We start from the raw sequence: 18,208 nt of genomic DNA, 5'->3' as shown, positions 1-18,208 counted from the left end.
TCTTGAAAGCGGCCTTCGATGAGCGAAACCCATCCTTTCGTCGCTGAACTGGAAGGCGCCGCGCGCGAGAGCGAGCGGGCCGAGGCCGAGTTCCGGCGCACGATGAACGCGCGCGTGGCCGAGCTTGCCCGCCAGAGGGCCTTCGCGTTCCGCCGGATGAACCTGATGAAATCGTTGTTCTCCACGGTCGGGCAGGCGCCCTCGCAGGAGATCGCGCTCGCCGCCGCGCTCGCGGCCCTGCGCACGCGGCTCGGCTGGGTGGAGGATTCGCCGGCCCGCGAGGAGGTTCTGGGCGAGTATGCCAAGGTCGCCGCCAGCGCCTTCGCCGAATTGCATCCGGAGGGCGCGGGGGCCGAAGGCGCACAGGCCCCGCCTGTCCTTCTCGCCTCGCTCGCGCCGGAAGGGCCGGCGGTGAACACGCGCACCGCGCTGGAGCGGTTCGAGGCATGGTATGGTGAGACACGCTCGACACCCTTCTGGGTGCTCTTCGAGCACTACATGCCGGAGACGCAGCTTGTCGATTTCTGAGGATCGGCCGAACCGGTTCAATGACTGGTTGCGCGCCGAATTCTCGGCGCAGGGCGATTTCACCGTTCTCCTGATCCTCGTGGAGATCGGCGAGCCGAGCGTCACGCCGGTTCGCTCCACCTTCCTGAACGTCATCGGCGACGAGGTTCGCTGGAAGGACATGGTCGAGCTCTTCGACCGCTCGGGCGCGGCGTGGAACGGCGCGGCCTTCTTCCCGCTGGAAGGGCTGGTGCCCAGCCAGGCGGCCCGCCTGCATCTGCGCGAGCTGGAAGAGCGGGTGCGCGAGGACCGCCGCGTTTTGAACGAAGGCCATTTCTTCGACGCCTCCGGCCGCCGGATGACCATCGAGGAGGTGATGCGGCATTGAGCGGGGCTCCGACCATCGAGACGGCGCGGCTGCGCCTGCGCGCTCCTACCCTGGAGGATTACGAAGCCTATGCGGCCATGTGGCGCGAGCCGCAGGTGTTGCGCTACACGCTGCGCGAGGCGCCCGGCCCGGAACAGATGTGGGTTCGTTTCCTGCGCAATCCGGGCTTCTGGGCCTATCTCGGCTTCGGCCTCTTCACGGTGGAGGAGCGCGTTTCGGGCCGTTTCGCGGGGCAGGTCGGGTTCTTCGATTCGCGCCGGGAGATCGACCCATCGCTCACGGGCGAGATGGAGGTGGGGTGGACCTTCGCCTCCCGGGCACAGGGCCAGGGCTATGGGAGGGAGGCCACGACCGCGCTGTTCGCCTGGGCGGGGGAGCGCTTTGCCGGGCGGCGCGCGGTGGCCATCATCGATCCGGGCAACGAGGTCTCCCTGAAGGTCGCGGCACGGCTCGGCTTCACGCAGGTGGCGCGGACCACCTATCACGGCGAGGTGGTTCTCCTGTTGGAGCGCACCCTTTAGAATCGTGCGGCGCGCGGCTCGACAGCGCTGCGCGCGGGCTTTAGTTTCCTGGCAGGTTGACGACTCAGCTTCGCCGATGCGCCGTGTGCGTTCGGGGCTCGCAGGTCTCAAGGCGGGGTCCGCCGCCCTTGTGCTCCAAGGGTTCGCCGCAGGTCTCGGAGGGTTCGCCTCCCGGTCTCGAAGCGTCGCCTCCGGTCGATAACAACCCATCGAATTCTCGGAGGAAACCCCATGCATCGCGCCCTGCGCGGCGCGCTTCTCGCCGCGAGCGTCCTGCTCGCGCCGGCGGTTGCGCTCGCCCAAACCCCCACGCTCTACTTCTCGGCGATCCCGGACGATGACGAGACGCGGCTGATGGAGCGCTTCGGCAACGTCGCCGCCTATCTCTCGGAGGAACTCGGCGTGCCGGTCGAGTACGTTCCGGTGAAGAGCTACGCGGCCTCCGTCACCGCCTTCCGCAACAACCAGATCCAGCTCGCCTGGTTCGGCGGTCTTTCCGGCGTGCAGGCGCGCCTGGCCGTGCCTGGCTCGCTCGCGCTGGTGCAGGGCGACGAGGACATGGAGTTCGTCAGCTACTTCATCGCCAACACCGAAACGGGCCTGGAGGAAAGCGACGAGTTCCCGCTCGATGCGCAGGGCCTCAGCTTCACCTTCGGCGCCTCGACCTCCACCTCCGGCCGCCTGTTCCCCGATTTCTACATCCGCGAGGAGACCGGCAAAACGCCGGAGGAGTTCTTCAGCCGCGTCGGATTCTCGGGCGACCATGGCCAGACGCTGCGGCTGGTGGCGAGCGGGGCCTACCAGGTGGGCGCGCTGAACTACACGGTCTACGACACCGCCGTCGCCGAAGGCGCGCCGGAGGCCGAGACCACCCGCATCATCTGGAAGACGCCGCCTTACCCGGACTACAACTTCACCATCCGGGGCGATGCGGACGAGACCTTCGGCGAGGGCTTCACCGAGCGTGTGCGCGAGGCGCTTCTTTCGCTCGACGATCCCGACCTTCTCGCCTCCTTCCCGCGCGCCCGCTTCGTGCCCGCCTCCAACGAGGATTACGCGCCTATCGAGGAGACCGCCCGGCAGATCGGCGTTCTCGACTGACGCGGATGGCCCGCCCCCTGATCGACGGCGAGGAACTCGGCTACGGCGCGACGGTCGTCCTGCGGGACGTGACCTTCGCGCTCGCGCCGGGCGAGCGCGTGGCGGTGCTCGGCCGTTCGGGGGCGGGCAAGTCCACGCTGCTCACCAGCGTCTACCGGCGGCTCACGGCCGCCGGGCGGCGCGTGGCGCTGGTGCCGCAGGACCACGCCCTGGTGCCCCAGCTCTCGGTGTTCCACAACGTGTTCATGGGCCGGCTCGACGAGCGGTCCAGCCTCTACAACCTCGCCAATCTCGCCTGGCCGTTTCCTTCCGAGCGTGCCCGCGTGGAGCCGGTGCTGGAAGAGGTCGGCCTGTCCGGCCTCTCCCGGCGGGAGGTGGGCGCGCTTTCGGGGGGGCAGAAGCAGCGCACGGCGCTGGCGCGCGCGATCCATCGCGGCGGCGACATCCTCATCGGCGACGAGCCCGTCTCGGCGGTGGACGAGCACCAGGCGGCGGCCATCGTGGCGGGGCTGAAGGACCGCTTTCCCACCATGCTCCTCTCGCTCCACGACGTGGAGCTGGCGCGCGGCATCGCCACGCGCATCCTGGGCATCAAGCGCGGCCGGATCGTCTTCGACCGGCCGGCCGGCGAGCTGGAACAAGCCGATTTCGATGACCTCTACACCGCTTGACGCCGCGCCGCCGCGCCGCCTCTCGCGGGTGGGCGTCGCGCTCCTCTTCGTGGCGCTGGCGCTGGCGGCCATTCCCTTCGCCGACCTTTCCATCTCGGGGCACGATCCCTGGCGCGTCGTCTCGCTGATGGCCGCCGGCCTTCTTTCGCCCGACTTCTCGGCGCTGGAGAGCCTGGCCCATGCTGGCGCGGCGACCGTCTCCTTCGCGCTGGTGGGCGTGGCGTGCGGGGCGGGGGCGGGGCTGGCACTCGCGCCTTTCTACCGCCTGCGCCTCGTGCGCGGCCTGTGCGTGGCGGTGCGCGCCATCCACGAACTGTTCTGGGCGCTGGTCTTGATGCAGGTCTTCGGCATCAGCGCCACCACGGGCATATTGGCGCTGGCGCTGCCCTATGCCGGCATCTTCGCCAAGGTCTTCTCCGAATACATGGAGGAGGGGGACCGCCGGCCGGCCGAAGCCATGCCGCCGGGCGCCTCGGTGCTTTCGGTGTTCTTCTACGCGCGGGTGCCCCCGGTGGCGCGGGAATTGGGCGTCTACACGCTCTATCGCCTGGAATGCGGGATGCGCTCCTCGGCCGTCCTCGGCTTCATCGGCCTGCCGACGCTCGGCTTCCAGCTCGACACCTTCTTCCGCCAGGGGCATTACGGCGCCGTCGCCGCCGTCCTCATCCTCTACTATTTCCTCATCGCCACGATCCGCCTGTGGATGCGCTGGCGCCTTTCGCCGCTCTATCTCGGCGCGGCGCTCTGGTATCTGGCCGGTCTCTCCTGGCCGCCCATGGGTTCCGGGGCGCTCTGGCGCTTCCTCGGCCACGACATCGTGCCGGCCCCTCTGCGGGGCGGGGCGCTCGGCGATGCCGCGACCTGGGAGCGGTTCGGCTCCTGGCTTCTCGACATCGTCGTGGGGCAGGGGCTGCCGGGCCTGTTCGCCACCATGCTCGTGGCGCAGATGGCGCTCGTCCTCGCCGGGCTCGTCGCGATCCTCGCCTTTCCCCTCATCGTGCCGCAGCTCACCGGGCGCATCGGTTCCGCCTTCGGTCATCTCGGCCTCGTCGTCGGCCGCTCGACGCCCGAATACATGCTGGCCTACATCCTCGTGCAGGTCTTCGGCCCCTCCATGCTGCCGGCCGTCGTCGCGCTCGGGCTCCACAACGGGGCCATCGTCGCCCATCTCCTCGGCCGGCAGACGGAGGGGTTGCATGGGCGGCTGCGCGTGGACGCGCCGCGCGGGCTCAACCTCTATGCCTTCGAGGTGCTGCCGCGCATCTACGGCTCCTTCCTGGCGCTGCTCTTCTACCGCTGGGAGATCATCGTGCGCGAATCGGCCATCCTCGGCCTCCTGGGCGTTGCGACGCTCGGCTTCTATGTCGACCTGGCCATCGGCGAGATCCGGCTGGACCGGGCGATGGTGCTGCTCGCCCTGACCGTGGCCGCCACGCTGTGCGTGGACGGCGTATCGCGGCGCCTTCGCGCCGGGCTCGGCATCGCCTCCCTCTCCTCCCGCGCCGCCACGGCGCGCGAAACGACCTGAGAGGCCGCCGTCTCAGGTGCGCCAGGAGAGGAAATGGCGCTCGGCCCGCCCGATCAGCCAACTGATGCTCAGGCCCAGGATCGAAAGCATCGCCACGCCCGCGATGAGCTGGTCCGTGGCGAAGATCGCGCCCGCCATCAGGATGTAGGCGCCGATGCCGTATTGCGCGCCGATCATCTCGGCCGCGACGAGCAGCACGATGCCGAGCGAGGCGGAGATGCGAAAGCCCGACAGGATGGCCGGCAGAGCGCCCGGCACGATGATCTTGCGCACGATGGACAGCCAGGACAGGCCGAAGGACTGCCCCATGCGGATCAGGTTGCGGTCGACATTGTCCACACCGCCATAGGTGGCGATGACGGTGGGGAAGAAGGTGCCGAAGAAAATGGTGGCCACCTTCGACCCTTCCCCGATGCCGAACCACACGATGAAGAGGGGAAGCAGGGCGATCTTCGGAATGGGAAAGAGCGCCGAGACGATGGGCGAGAAGCCGGCGCGCGCGACGGAGAACAGGCCGATGGCCAGCCCCGCGAGGACACCGGCCAGCGTGCCGAAGGTCCAGCCCAGCGACAGGCGATAGAGGCTCGCGCCCGCATGGGTCCACAGCATCCCCGTGCGCGCCAGGTCCATGAAGGCGTTGAAGGCCTCCGAGGGCGCGGGAAGGGCGATGGAGCTGATGATGCCCGTCCGCGAGCCGGCCTCCCACAGGCCGATGACCAGGGCGAAGACGAGGGGCGAGACGTAGCGCATGCGCCGCGTGGTGAACCCGCCGCCGCGAAACGGCACCGGCCGCAGGGCCGGCGCGGCCGCCGGTTCGCGCGCGGCGGGCGCCGTGCTCGTCATCTCAATCGACATCGGCCAGCTCCCGGTCGGCGGCGCGCGCTTCCTCGCGCATCAGGTTCCACAGGTGGCGCTGGGTCTCCTCCAGCTCGGCCTGCCGCTCCGGCCGCTCGGCCAGAGGCATGTCGATCTCCACGACCTGGCGCACGCGGCCCGGGCGGCGGGAGAGGACGACGATCTTGTGGCCGAGCCGAACCGCCTCGGCGAGGTTGTGCGTCACGTAGCAGGCGGAGAACCGCTCGCGGGACCACAGCTCGACGAGGTCGTCCAGCAAAAGCTCGCGCGTCTGGCTGTCGAGCGCCGAGAGGGGCTCGTCCATCAGCATGACGGCCGGGTTGACGGCCAGGGCGCGGGCGATGGCCACGCGCTGCTTCATGCCGCCGGAAAGCTGGCGCGGCAGCGCCTTGCGGAAATCGGAGAGCTTGGTGCGCCGCAGCACGTCGTCGATGATGGCCCGGGCCTTTCCGCCGCGTATGCCGTGATCCTCCAGCACGAGGCTGACATTGCCCTCCACCGTGCGCCAGGGCAGGAGGGCGAAGTCCTGGAAGATATAGGTGAGCGGATTGAGGGAGCCCGCCGGCGCCTCGCCCGCCACCAGCACCTGCCCCGATTCCGGCCGCTCCAGCCCGCCGACGATGCGCAGGAGGGTTGACTTCCCGCAGCCCGACGGGCCGATGATGCAGATGATCTCGCCATCCCTCAGGTGAAGGTCGATACCTTCGAGCACGGGCGTGTCCCCGTATCGGTGGCTGATCTTGTCGATGATGAGTTCCATGCATCCTCCTGCCGCGGCGCGGCGAGGCGGGGCCGGGCGTCCTGCCCGGGCCCTCCTGTCCGGTTCAGCGCGTTTCGACGAAGCGCGTGTCGAGAAGGGTTTCCAGCGAGGCGCTGGCGGGCACGAGGTTCTCGGACTTGAACCATTCGAGCTGGTCTTCGATGCTCGCGAGATTGAGCGCCGCGTTCTCGTTGATGCGCATGGCGCCCGCCCGGATCGCCGGCTCGGCCGCCTCGATCGGGCGGTCCGTGTAGACATATTCGTGGACCATGGCCACGATCGCCTCGCTCTCTTCCGGGCTCGTGGTCTCGTCCACGAAGGTGGCGTTGTAGTCGGCGACGCCCCTGGAGAAGGCCGAGAGGAAGCGTTCGGCAAGCCCCGGATCGTTCTCCATGATCCGGGCAGAGGTGAAGAGGGTGGTGGTCTGGTAGCCCTCGACATAGTCCGCGATGGAGCCGATCTCGAAGACCTCGCCGCTGGCCACGAGGTCCTCGGCGATGTTCGGCGTAATGGACCATGCGTCGATCTGGCCGGATCGCAGGGAGGCGATGACCGCCGGCACGCTGTTCAGGGGAACGAGTTCCATCGAGCTGCGCGCGAAACCTTCCCGGTCGGCGATCTTGTGGGCCATGTAGTGGAAGGAGGAGCCGGCGGTCGTGATGCCGAAGCGCCGGCCCTCGAGATCGGCGGGCGTCGTCACGCCGGCCTCGTGGGCCGCGCGCGAGACGAGGATCTTCTGCCCCTCCACATCGGGCGTCTCCTGCAGGGCGCCCCCGATGAGCTTGACCGCGCCGCGCTCGGCCAGGCTGATGAGGCCGGCGGTGAGCGCCGTCATGCCGAAATCGACATCGCCTGAGGCGATGGCGACCGCCATAGGCTGGGCGGCCTGGAACATCACGAATTCGACGTCGATGTCCTGCTCGTCGAAATAGCCCTTGCCCTCGGCGATGATGCTCGGCGAATGCGAGGTCAGCGACAAGAGGCCGACCTTCACCGGTTCGGCATCCGCCCGCGCCGTGCCGGCGCAAAGCAGCGTTGCGGCCGCAAGAGCCAGGATGGTTCGACGTGTCGTTGATGGCATGAAGGTTCCTTCCTCCCGTTGCATCCGCGTTCGGATGGCGTGGCTTGGCGATGGGCGCTGGTTCTGGATGGCGCTGGCGGGTCTGCTCTCTTAGCGGGCGCGTTGCAAGCGCGCCGCCGGCTCGCTCCGGGCCGGCCGCGCCGCGCGCCCGAAACGGCCGCTGCCAGCGGGCGGGCGAGGATCGCCGCCCGCCCGCCGGGCGCCGGCCGCGCGCCGCATGGCGGACACCGGCCCGCGCGCCGGGGCCGCCTTCACGATCTTCCGTCCGAACACAGCGCCTCCGGAAGCCGTCCAGAATCCTCGATTTCGGGAGGTCTAAGTGATTGACGCGGAAAATGTCAACGAAATGAAGCCTGCCTGTAAGGGATACGCGCCGCGAAGCGCCGAAGGCCACGCGGGACGTTCGGCAGCTCCCAAGACCCGCCGCCCGCCACGCGTCCGAGCGACCCACTGCCCAATGTTGCCGGGAGCTTGCACGGCGGGCGTGGATGCCGGTTGACGAATTGGCGGAAATCGGAGAAACACCCCCCAGCGCTGCGGTAGCTCAGTGGTAGAGCACTCCCTTGGTAAGGGAGAGGTCGAGAGTTCAATCCTCTCTCGCAGCACCAGCTTATCCCTTTGAAATATATGTGCTTCCGGGCGAGGCGCTCCGCATGTATGTGCTCGGTGCCGTTTGTCCGCCTTGCGCGTTTTCCTGCGCTGCTGGCGGCGCACGGTTCTTCGCAGCGGCGGTTCTAAGGGGAGGTGGCCGGCGCGCTGGATTCTTTCCGGCAGAGCGAAGTGGGGCGAAGGCCTGTCTGTCGCTGTCGGGTGGTGCGTGCGGAGAGGATCGACGAGCTGAAGGGGTGTGCCCGTCTCGATGAGGCAGGGCGATCTTCCCGGGCCGGTGATGGGGCGTCGATCGCCGGCCTCGCCGCCGCATGCGCCGGCGGCCGGCTTTTTTTTGAATGATTCCAGGAAAGTGGCGGCAAAGCCACATTGCGATCCTGATTCCGCCACACTGAAACATGAGTCGCGGACTCAACTTGAGATTCGGGGGCGGGCTGCGTAAGCAACCAGCAGCGGCCCGCGAGGCCGGGACGTGCCGAAATCCACCCGACATACGCTCGACTGCGTCAGCGCTGCCGTGGGCTCCTGCCTGCGGGGCTAGGAGACATTTTGCCATGAAGAGATGGCCGCCCTTCAACCGTACGCTGACCGCTTTCGGTCTGGTTCTGTCGGTAACGCAGTTGGGCGTGGTCGGCGCGAAAGCGCAAACGCCTGCCGAGGAAAGCGAGATCGTTGAATCGGAGATCACGCTCGACGAGGTGATCATCCTTTCGGCGGACGAGCAGCTCAAGCAGGCGCCGGGCGTCTCGCTGATCACCGCCGAGGATATCGAGCGCCGGCCCGCGACGAACGATCTCTCCGACATCATCCGCCGCCAGCCGGGCGTGAACCTCACCGGCAATTCCGCCTCGGGCGTGCGCGGCAACAATCGCCAGATCGACATTCGCGGCATGGGGCCGGAGAACACGCTGATCCTCATCGACGGCAAGCCCGTGCTCTCGCGCAACTCCGTGCGCTACGGCCGATCGGGCGAGCGCGACACGCGCGGCGACACCAACTGGGTTCCGCCCGAGGCGGTGGAGCGCATCGAGGTGCTGCGCGGCCCGGCGGCGGCCCGCTACGGCTCGGGCGCATCCGGCGGCGTGGTGAACATCATCACCAAGCGCCCCGAGACGCTGAGCACGACGGTCTCGACCTATGTCAACATTCCCCAGCATTCCGATGAAGGCAAGACGGTCCGCCTGAACGTCTTCTCAGGCGGTCCGCTCGGCCAGCACGGCGCCTTCCGAATCTACGGCAACTACAACCGCACGGGCGCGGACGACCCGGACATCAACGCCGATGCGGCCCTCGTCTCCACTGACGTGCCGGCCGGGCGCGAGGGCGTGGAGAACCGCGACGTGCGCGGCGTCTTTACCTGGTACGCCAACGACGAGAACGAGTTCGACTTCGAAGCGGCCTATTCGCGCCAGGGCAACATCTATACAGGCGACCGGCAGCTTGCCGGCGTCAGCGATCTGCTCCAGCAACTGGCGGGGGAGGGGGCGGAGACCAACACGCTCTACCGCACCACGCTTTCCACCACCCATCGCGGCACCTATGGCTGGGGCACCACCAACAGCTACGTGCAGTGGGAGAACACGCGCAACTACCGCTTCCTGGAAGGCACGGCGGGTGCGTCCGAGGGGCGCATCACCGACAGCGCGGAAAAGGGCGTCATCACGCTCCAGAACTGGACGGCCAAGTCCGAGGCCAACATCCCCGTCACGATGATGTTCGACCAGAACGTGACGCTGGGCGCCGAATTCCGGGGCGAGAAGCTGGACGATCCGATCTCGATCCTCCAGGCTGGCGTTCCGGGCCTCGGTACGCCCGCCGACCCGGCGGATCGCGAGACCGAGGCCTCCTCTGAGTTGTATGCGCTCTATGTCGAGGACAACATCTACGTCACCGACAAGCTCATCCTCACGCCGGGCATCCGCGGCGACTACCATTCCGAGTTCGGCGCCAACGCCTCGCCGAGCCTGAACGCCTCCTATGACCTGACCGACGAGATCAGCCTGAAAGCGGGCATCGCGCGCGCCTTCAAGACGCCGAACCTCTACCAGCTCAACGAAAACTATCTCTACTACACGATGGGCAACGGCTGCCCGGCGGGTTTCGGCCTCGGGAGCCTGGGCGGCGGCTGCTACGTGCTCGGCAATCCCGATCTCGATCCGGAGATCAGCGTCAACAAGGAGATCGGCATCGCCTACACCAATGATGGTGGCTGGGCGGCGGGCCTCACCTATTTCCACAACGACTACAAGGACCGGATCACCACGGGCATCAACCAGGTGGCGCTGGTGGCGGCCGCCACCGGCACGGCGCGCGTCTTCCGGTGGGAGAACACGCCGGAGGCGGTGGTCTCGGGGCTGGAAGGCAATCTTCTCGTTCCCATTCTCGACACGCTGAACTGGCGCACCAACGGCACCTATATGATCGAGTCGGAGGACAAGCAGACCGGCCAGCCGCTCTCGCTCGTTCCCGAATACACGATCAACACCGCGCTGGAGTGGCAGGCGACGGATCGCCTGGAGTTCGTCCTCTCCGCCGCCCACTATGGCAAGACAGAAGCGCCGACGCTCAACGTGGTGACCGGCAACGCGCAGGCCAACACCGATTCGCTCGACCCCTACACGATCGTGAATATCGGCGTGGACTTCGAGGCGCATGAGAATCTCCGCCTCGGCGCGGGTGTCACCAACATCTTCGACGAGCGGCTGTTCCGCCAGGGCAGCGGCACCAGCGCCGGCGCCGCCACCTTCAACGAGCCGGGCCGGGCCTTCTACCTGAGGGCCAGCGCGACCTTCTGATACGATCCTCCAGTCAGTCTCACGGAAGCCGGCGGTCGTCCCCGCCGGCTTCCGCCGTTTCGGAAAACGCGGGGCCTCTCCTCGATGACGAGCACCTATGTCGACGATATCGCCTATGTGCACACCGCCCATCGGGAGGCCTCGCCGGTCTGGCTCAATGCCGTTCTCGCCGCGCTGGGGCAGAAGGCGCCGAGGCTGGAGGGCCTTCGGATCTGCGATCTGGGCTGCGGCACCGGCTTCTTCAGCGCGCTGACGGCCGCCGCGCTGCCGTCGTCCACGGTGCAGGGCTACGATGCCTCCGCGCGCCACATCGCCCATGCGCGGGACCTCGCGGGCGAGGCGGGCCTTGCCAATCTGACCGTCGAGGAGGCCGATATCAGGGAACTCGCGGCCCGACCGACGCTGCCGCAATTCGACTTCGTCATCGTCCACGGCGTCCTGTCCTGGGTCTCTCCGCAGGTCCGCGAGGCGATCTTCCGCTTCATCGAGCGGGCGCTGGCGCCGGGTGGCCTGGCCTATCTCCACTACGCGGCGCAGCCGGGCGCGGCCGTCTTCGGCTCCGTGCAGAAGGCGCTGAGCCTTGCCGGCACGCCGGGCAACCGCTCCGACCAGCGCCTTTCCGAGGGGCTGGCGCTGCTCGAGGGGATGCGGGAGGGGGCGGGGCTGTTCCTCGCCCATCCGCAGGCCGCCGCCTCGTTCGACCATCTGCTTTCGGAAAGCCCGGCCTTTCTCGCCCACGAATTCATGGGTCCCGACTGGACGCCGCTGCACAGCGCCGACATCATGGGCCGGATGGAGGCGGCCGGCTGCCGCTTCGTCGGCAGCGCCTCGCCGGAGGAGAATGTCGATGCGCTCTCGCTGCCGGCGCAGACCCTGCCGAGCATTGCGAAGGCCGCGACGCCCGCCCTGCGCGAGACGCTCAAGGACATCGCGCGCGACCAGTCCCTGCGCCGCGACATCTATGTGCGCGACCCCCGGCCGCTGGAGGCGGGGGAGCATCTGGCGGCGCTGCGCGCCCTGTCCTTCCGCCTGCAGCCGGGCAGCCCGGTTGCCGGGCCGCTCGTCTTCGCCACGCGGGCGGGTCCGGTGGACGGGGGCGCCGCGACATTCGATCCGCTTCTGGCGCGCCTGTCGCGCGGGCCCGCGCCGTTCGGGGAACTGGAAAGGCTCGCCCCCTTCGCCGGCCGGCCCGGTCTTCTCAACCAGGCGCTCGCCATGTTGATGTTCGCCGGCTTCGCCTACCCCATGGCGCCGGACGGCGACGGGCGGCCCGCCGCGCGCTTCAACGAGGCGGTGCGCACGCGCCTGCGGGAGGGCACACTCTACCCCGCCTTCGCCGACGCGGCGACGGGCGGCCCCATGCCGGTCTCCCCGAGCGTGCCGGCCCCTTGATGACAGCCGCTACAGCCCGGCCAGCAGCATGAGGGCGGCTGCCACGGGGCGACGCTGCATGGGGCCACCGATGCCGACAGCCTGGGCACATGGTTCACCGCGGCGCTTTCGGTTTTCGTGAAGCAACGGCGTCATCGTCGAGGCGCTCGCGGCGGCGCCCGCACCCCGCCCTCAATGGGCCGACGGCGCGGGGCCGCTCGCCACGGGCGGTTTTTTCAGGAACAGTGTCAGGGCGCAAAGCGCGACGAAGAGAGCGGTCAGCGTCAGGAAGATGTCGGCGAAGGCCATGACGCTGGCCTGCTGGCGGACGATGTCCACCATCCGCGCCGTCGCGCCGGCCTGCCCGTCCACGCCGTGGGTTCCCAGCGAGGCGGCGATCTCGGCCATGCGGTCGTCCACCATCCGGCGGCCCCAGGACACGCTCTCGGCCAGCCGCTCGTAGTGAAGGGCGCTGCGATCCTGGATCATGGTGTTGATCACCGCAAGCCCCACCGCGCCGCCCAGGTTGCGCGTGAGGTTGAAGAGGCCCGACGCGCCCTTGAGGCGCTCGGGCGGCAGCGAGCCGAGCGAGATGTTGTTGATCGGCACCATCGCCATCATGAGGCCGAAGCCGCGCAGGATCTGCGGGATCAGAAGCTCCTGGAAGTCCCAGTCCTGCGTCAGGGAGGTTATCATCCATGTGCCGAGCGCGAAGGCCGCAAAGCCGACCGCCATCATCACGCGCGGGTCCAGCTTGCGCGAGAGGATGCCCGAGACCGGCGCGGTCACGAACATGGCCACGCCCGAGACGAACATCGTCTCGCCGATCATCAGGCTGTCATAGCCCCGGATGCGCGAGAGATAGACCGGGTAGAGATAGGTCAGCCCGTAGAGGCCCACGCCCATGATGAAGGAGAAGAGCGAGCCGAAGGCGAAATTGCGGTTCGCGAAGGCGCTCAGGTCCACGATCGGCTCCCTGGCCGCGAAGCAGCGGTAGAAGAAGAGGATCGCCCCCGCCACCGTCACCACGGCGAAGACCGAGATCGCGCGGTCGTCGAACCAGTCGTTCAGCGGGCCTTCCTCCAGCACGTATTCCAGCGAGCCGAGGAAGGCGGCCAGGCCCGCAAGGCCCAGCCAGTCGAATTTGCCGAAGAGCGACAGCTCCGGCTCGTCGAAGTCGACGAGGTTCCACACGGTGATCGTAACGAGGATGCCGAAGGGCACGTTGACGAGAAACAGCCAGTGCCAGGAGAGAGTGTTGCTGAGATATCCGCCGACCGTGGGGCCGATGGTGGGGGCGAGGGTCGCCACGAGCCCGATCATCGGCGAGACGAAGGCGCGCCGGGACGGCGGGAAGATGGTGAAGGCGGCCGCGAAGACGCTCGGGATCATCGCCCCGCCGATGAAGCCCTGAAGCGCCCGGTAGACGATCATCTGGTCGATGGAGGTGGCGGTGGCGCACAGGGCCGAGGCGGCGGTGAAGCCGCCGGCCGCCAGCGTGAACAGGATGCGCGTCGACAGCATCCGCGCGAGGAAGCCCGAGAGCGGGATCATGATCACTTCGGCGATGAGATAGGCGGTCTGCACCCAGGCGATCTCGTCGGACGAGGCCGAGAGGCCGGCCTGGATCTCGGCCAGCGAGGCCGAGACGATCTGGATGTCGAGGATGGCCATGAACATGCCGAAGACCATGGCGAAGAACGCCACGATCCGGCGGGTGGGGATCGCATCCGGGGCCGCGCTCGGCATCGGGGCGGACGGGGCCGCCGCCCGGGGAGGAACGGACATGGGTTTCGTGGCCTTGCGAGGAAAGGGCGAGCGGGTGCCCCGTCAGGGGCGCCGGGCCGCCGAAAGGTCGATGCCGCCCGCCGCCGGTGCGGTGCGCGTGTCCACCGCCACCGTCACGGACAGTCCGGGCCGCAATTGCGTGGCGATATCGGCGGGCGCGTCGATGGCGATGCGCACCGGCACGCGCTGGACGATCTTGGTGAAGTTGCCGGTGGCGTTCTCGGGCGGCAGGAGCGAGAAGACCGAGCCGGAGGCAGGCGACAGCGAAACCACGGTGCCGCTGACCTCGAGCCCCGGAATGGCGTCCGCCTCGATGCGCACCGTCTCGCCGACCGCGATCTCGTGCAACTGCGTTTCCTTGAAATTGGCGTTGATGTAGCTGGCGTTCAGCGGAACGACGGCGGCGAGCTGCCGGCTCGGCGAGACGAGGTCGCCCGTCTGCACGGAAAGGTTGCCGACCACGCCGTCATAGGGCGCGCGCAGCGTGGTGAAGGAGAGGTCGCGCGCGGCCATGTCGCGGCTGAGCTCCAGCTCCTTGATGAGGGCCTGCGCCTGTTTGGCCTGCGCCTCCAGAACCGTGACACTCGCCTCGGCGGCGCCAATGGCGGCGTCGGCCCCGGCCAGCTTGGCGCGGGCCTGCGCCTCGGCCGCGCGGGCGGCGTCCAGCGGCGCGCGGGCGCCCGCGCCCGACTGCGACAGCGCCTCGGCGCGCTCGCGGTCGAGCTGCGCCTGGTCGACGACCGAGGAAGCCGACTGCCGGTCCGCCCGGGCCTGCGCCACCTGCTGCACGGCCGCCGCGCGTTGCGCCTCGATGCTGGCGACGGCCAGGCGCTGCGTCTCGATCCGGGCATTCGCCGCGTCGAGCTGCAGGCGGTAATCGAGCGGGTCGATCTCCACCAGCGGGTCGTTGGCCTTGACCACCTGGTTCTCCACCACCGGCACGCTGGCCACGTAGCCGGTGATCTTGGGCGTCACGATTGCCATGTCGGAGGCGATGTAGGCGTCGTCCGTGGAAACGAGGAAGCGCCCGTCCGTCCACCAGCCATGGCCATACCAGGCCCCTGCCGAAAGCGCGGCGAGGAGCATGGCGAGCCCAAAGCCCTTCTTCAACGTCCCTGAGTGGCGGGACGGCGCCTGCGCGGGGGGAGGGGCGTCGCCCCGCGCCGAGGGGGCGGGGCCGGGCGAGCCCTCCCGTGCCTCGTCCCGCAGCGTGTCGTGCGAGCCGGCGGAGCGGCCGCGTTCGGAAACGTCATCAAGCATCGTGCCATCACCCGATCGAACCGAACCGTTCGGTTCGATGTTGACTTAGCCAGTCTCCGTGGGCATTTCAATAGAGGCCGGGCCCGAGGCAGCGCGGCCTCTCGTCTTGTTGAAAAGGAGCCTTCCCATTTGAGCCGGATCGCAGCCATCGAGCGCAAAGCGGGGCCGGCCGGCGAGGGCCGCGCGGCGGCGGGCGACGACCCTGTCAAGCGCCGGCAGATTCTCGACGGCGCACGGCGCGTCTTCGTGTCACGCGGCTTCGACGGCGCTTCGATGAACGACATCACGCGCGAGGCGGGCGTCTCGAAATCGACCCTCTATGTCTATTACCGGTCGAAGGAGGAATTGTTCCGGGCGCTGATCGAGGAAGAGCGGGAGCGTTATTTCGCCGGGCTCGGGCCCATCTTCGCCGACACGCTGCATCCCGAGACGGTCCTCTACCGCTTCGGCCTCAGCCTTGCCGAACTCTCCATCTCGCCGGCCGCGATCCACGCCAAGCGCACGGTGATCGCGGTGGCGAGCCGCATGCCCGCGCTCGGCCGGGAATTCTACCGCGACGGTCCCGCGCGCGCCCATTCGCTGCTGGTGGCCTATCTGCGGGCGGCGGTCGCGGCGGGGCGGCTCTCCATCGACAATATTCCGCTGGCGGCGTCGCAGTTCATCGAGCTCGTGGGGGCGGGGTTCGTGCGCCGTTCGCTCTTCGACGACGAGGCCCCGCTGGTGACGCGCGCCGAACTGGAGGAGACCGTGCGCGCCGCCGTGCGCCTCTTCCTGTCGGGATATGCGGGCAAGGAGGCCGGTGAGCCCAGTGCCTAGCAGGCCCCGCGCGGGTCAGGCCCGCCGCGCGAGCCGGCTGGGCGCGGGCACGGGCGCCGGGGCTCTTGCCCTCTGGCGGGCCTGGGCGGTGGCCACCCGTGCCATGTTCCCGCCGTCTCTCTTGGCCCGATACATCAATTCGTCCGCCTCCCGGATGAGGTCCCTGTAGCTCCGGCCATGGTCCGGCGGCACGACCAGCGCCCCCATGCTGCACGCCGCCGAAGCGCAGCTTTGCGCCAGCACGCCGGTGAGCCGCTCGTGCAGCCGCGTGCCGAGGCGCCGGCCCTCTTCAACATTCGCAACGCGCAGGGCCAGCGCGAACTCGTCGCCGCCCATGCGGCCGAAGCGGTCCCCGCGCCGGATTTCATGGGCCGCGAAACTGGAAAAGGCCCTGAGAACCCTGTCGCCCGCTTCATGGCCATGGGTGTCGTTGATCAGCTTGAAGTCGTCGAGATCGACGAAGGCGATCAGCAATGTCTCGTCCCGCACGCGGGCCGCTTCCACCATGGAGCGCGCCTCCGCCTCGAAGGCCGTGCGGTTCAGCGCGCCGGTCATGCCGTCCTGGCGGGCCATGCGCGCGGTGCCTTCGTAGAGCCGGCGGAAGCCCAGCACGATGAGAGCCACGACGGTGAAGGAAGTGGCGCGGATCAGCCCGGACACCAGGAAGGGAACGACGCCCGCCTCCCCGAAGAGCAGGGGATGGCGCGCATACATGCATCCGACGACGAGCGCGACGACGGCAAGGCCGCGCCTGGGGCCGAACATCCAGCAGGCGAGCGTCACCGGCAGGACGTAGAGGGAGCGCAGGTTGATCGCGTCGGCCGAGGCGAGGGTGAGGTCCGCCCACGCGATCGCCGCCACCGGCAGGAGGACGAGAGCCCAGCCCTGCCAGGCGGTGCGGCGCAGAAGCCACGCCGCGAACCGGTCGAAGGAGTCGAGGAGGTTCGCCGTGCGTACCCCGTTCATCTTGCTGGCATGGGCTGTCTCAGCCACTGGTGTCATCTTGGGGCTCGCGAGGGGACTGTCCGGGACGTCCGGCATTCGCGGGGTACAGCATTCTCGGCCCTCCGCGGAAGCGGAAGAGACACTTGTCACAGGATCGTTAAGGGAAACTTCTCCGCGCGCCTCCCTTGCCCCTCAAATATCGGTTCCCCGCCTCAAAGCCCCTGGACGAGGTCGCGCCAGGCCGGGTCTTCGCCGGCATCGCGCTCGCGAACGCCGAAGAACTGCGCGACAAGGCCGCCGTCCGCATCGAAGAGCTCGACCGAGGTCAGCAGCCCGAAGCTCGTCGGCTTCCTGACGGCGAAGGCCTCCGCCACCAGATCCTCGCGCAGGTGAAGGTCGAAGCCGGGATCGAGAACGTTGATCCAGGGACCCATCGCCTTCACCGTCTTCACCGGCCCGGTGTGGATCTGGATGCAGCCCCGGCTGCCGACGAAGCACATGATCGGAAGGCCCCCGGCCGCCGCCGCCTCGAGAAGCTTCGTGGCGGTGGCGGGGCCGAGCGCGCGGGCGTGCTCGTCGCCCATGACGGTCAGGGAGCCGCGACGGTCCAGCCCGTGCCGGCGCAGGAGGGGGAAGAACTCGTGCACGTCCTTCATGGCCGCGAAGTCGCGCCGGAACGCCTCGGTGTCCGGCGTTCCCTGCGGCGCCTCGGCGGGGTAGGGGGCCACCGCCAGCGGCTCCGGCGCGGGATCGGCGAAGCGCGTGCGCAGCGCCTCGAAGGCCGCCGCGTCGGAAGCGGGGCGCAGATGCACCTTGATCGCCGCCTCGCCGCTGGCGTCGAAGACCTGCACGCTGCGGCGCGGCCCCTTCTCGTCCGGGATCTCCACCGCGAAGGCATGGACCCAGTGCTTGAGGAACAGGCGCAGATCGAGCGGAGGATTGAGCACGAGGCCCATCTGCCCCGAAATGGTGATGGCGCCGAATTGCCCCACCTTCTCGTGCACGGCCGCCTCGTTGCGTGTCAGCGACATCACCTCGCCCAGCGCGGGAAGTGCCTCCACCAGCGCCGCCATGTCGGGGCGCAGTCGCACCACTTCCGGCCCGTCGTGGCGTGCCAGCAACTCGGCCTCGGAGAGGCCGAGATCGCGCGCCAGGTCGCGCGGGCGCCGGGGCGAGCGGAAGAATGGCGTGGGGGCTTCGGGAAGGTCCATG

The 18,208-nt window shown here is 68.8% G+C and carries 16 protein-coding genes and 1 tRNA gene; 10 read left to right on the top strand and 7 right to left on the bottom strand.

The genetic code is table 11. The features are described from left to right. The first annotated feature begins 18 nt into the window (after window positions 1–18). From J7654_RS01545 to J7654_RS01520, 6 genes are all read left to right on the top strand, one after another. Window positions 19–528, top strand: coding sequence for a hypothetical protein (locus J7654_RS01545; protein ID WP_209737597.1), 510 nt, complete (start codon window positions 19–21; stop codon window positions 526–528). Further along, on the top strand, window positions 515–895 hold the full coding sequence (locus J7654_RS01540) for a hypothetical protein (protein ID WP_209737596.1): 381 nt from the start codon (window positions 515–517) through the stop codon (window positions 893–895). Before J7654_RS01545 ends, J7654_RS01540 begins: the two co-directional genes overlap by 14 nt. After that, a complete protein-coding gene (locus tag J7654_RS01535) occupies window positions 892–1,416 on the top strand; it encodes a GNAT family N-acetyltransferase (RefSeq protein ID WP_209737595.1) in 525 nt (174 codons plus the stop codon). Before J7654_RS01540 ends, J7654_RS01535 begins: the two co-directional genes overlap by 4 nt. Window positions 1,417–1,647: 231 nt before the next feature. Beyond that, window positions 1,648–2,517, top strand: a complete 870-nt coding sequence (locus tag J7654_RS01530; protein WP_209737594.1) for a putative selenate ABC transporter substrate-binding protein — start codon at window positions 1,648–1,650, stop codon at window positions 2,515–2,517. A 5-nt stretch (window positions 2,518–2,522) separates the two neighbouring features. Beyond that, window positions 2,523–3,188, top strand: a complete 666-nt coding sequence (locus tag J7654_RS01525) for an ATP-binding cassette domain-containing protein (protein WP_209737593.1) — start codon at window positions 2,523–2,525, stop codon at window positions 3,186–3,188. Further along, window positions 3,169–4,716 (top strand): PhnE/PtxC family ABC transporter permease, encoded by a 1,548-nt coding sequence (locus tag J7654_RS01520; RefSeq protein WP_209737592.1) that lies wholly within the window; start codon window positions 3,169–3,171, stop codon window positions 4,714–4,716. The genes J7654_RS01525 and J7654_RS01520 overlap by 20 nt, the downstream gene beginning before the upstream one ends. Window positions 4,717–4,728: 12 nt before the next feature. Here the strand turns inward: J7654_RS01520 and J7654_RS01515 are convergent, their stop codons facing one another. The 3 genes from J7654_RS01515 to J7654_RS01505 form a co-directional block, all read right to left on the bottom strand. Continuing rightward, the gene (locus J7654_RS01515) at window positions 4,729–5,559 is read right to left on the bottom strand and encodes an ABC transporter permease (protein ID WP_245195731.1); all 831 of its coding nucleotides are present in this window, start codon (window positions 5,557–5,559) and stop codon (window positions 4,729–4,731) included. A 1-nt stretch (window position 5,560) separates the two neighbouring features. Next, a complete protein-coding gene (locus tag J7654_RS01510) occupies window positions 5,561–6,331 on the bottom strand; it encodes an ABC transporter ATP-binding protein (RefSeq protein WP_209737590.1) in 771 nt (256 codons plus the stop codon). Between the two features lie 64 nt (window positions 6,332–6,395). After that, the gene (locus J7654_RS01505) at window positions 6,396–7,412 is read right to left on the bottom strand and encodes an ABC transporter substrate-binding protein (protein WP_209737589.1); all 1,017 of its coding nucleotides are present in this window, start codon (window positions 7,410–7,412) and stop codon (window positions 6,396–6,398) included. A gap of 533 nt (window positions 7,413–7,945) precedes the next feature. Between J7654_RS01505 and J7654_RS01500 the strand changes: the two genes are divergently transcribed. From J7654_RS01500 to J7654_RS01490, 3 genes are all read left to right on the top strand, one after another. Next, window positions 7,946–8,020 (top strand) — tRNA-Thr (locus J7654_RS01500). Between the two features lie 555 nt (window positions 8,021–8,575). Then, the gene (locus tag J7654_RS01495; RefSeq protein WP_209737587.1) at window positions 8,576–10,816 is read left to right on the top strand and encodes a FepA family TonB-dependent siderophore receptor; all 2,241 of its coding nucleotides are present in this window, start codon (window positions 8,576–8,578) and stop codon (window positions 10,814–10,816) included. An 84-nt stretch (window positions 10,817–10,900) separates the two neighbouring features. Then, window positions 10,901–12,208, top strand: a complete 1,308-nt coding sequence (locus J7654_RS01490; protein WP_209737585.1) for a class I SAM-dependent methyltransferase — start codon at window positions 10,901–10,903, stop codon at window positions 12,206–12,208. A 171-nt stretch (window positions 12,209–12,379) separates the two neighbouring features. On the opposite strand, the gene J7654_RS01485 is transcribed toward J7654_RS01490, so the two are convergent. Both J7654_RS01485 and J7654_RS01480 read right to left on the bottom strand, forming a co-directional pair. Next, window positions 12,380–13,975, bottom strand: coding sequence for a DHA2 family efflux MFS transporter permease subunit (locus J7654_RS01485; RefSeq protein ID WP_377946391.1), 1,596 nt, complete (start codon window positions 13,973–13,975; stop codon window positions 12,380–12,382). 42 nt (window positions 13,976–14,017) lie between these two features. After that, entirely contained in the window at window positions 14,018–15,235 is a 1,218-nt protein-coding gene (locus J7654_RS01480; RefSeq protein WP_209737583.1) for an HlyD family secretion protein, read from the bottom strand. A gap of 129 nt (window positions 15,236–15,364) precedes the next feature. Between J7654_RS01480 and J7654_RS01475 the strand changes: the two genes are divergently transcribed. Then, a complete protein-coding gene (locus J7654_RS01475; RefSeq protein WP_209737581.1) occupies window positions 15,365–16,051 on the top strand; it encodes a TetR/AcrR family transcriptional regulator in 687 nt (228 codons plus the stop codon). Between the two features lie 15 nt (window positions 16,052–16,066). Here the strand turns inward: J7654_RS01475 and J7654_RS01470 are convergent, their stop codons facing one another. After that, window positions 16,067–17,044 carry a GGDEF domain-containing protein gene (locus tag J7654_RS01470; RefSeq protein ID WP_209737579.1) on the bottom strand — a complete coding sequence of 326 codons (978 nt, stop codon included), beginning with the start codon at window positions 17,042–17,044 and terminating at the stop codon, window positions 16,067–16,069. A 164-nt stretch (window positions 17,045–17,208) separates the two neighbouring features. Further along, on the bottom strand, window positions 17,209–18,207 hold the full coding sequence (locus J7654_RS01465; protein ID WP_209737577.1) for a hemin-degrading factor: 999 nt from the start codon (window positions 18,205–18,207) through the stop codon (window positions 17,209–17,211). Window position 18,208 lies beyond the last annotated feature (1 nt).

The organism is Aureimonas populi (assembly GCF_017815515.1).
Taxonomy (GTDB): Bacteria; Pseudomonadota; Alphaproteobacteria; order Rhizobiales; family Rhizobiaceae; genus Aureimonas; species Aureimonas populi.
The sequence above is the reverse complement of the archived record's forward strand: the minus strand, read 5'-3'. Positions and strand labels throughout refer to the sequence as shown.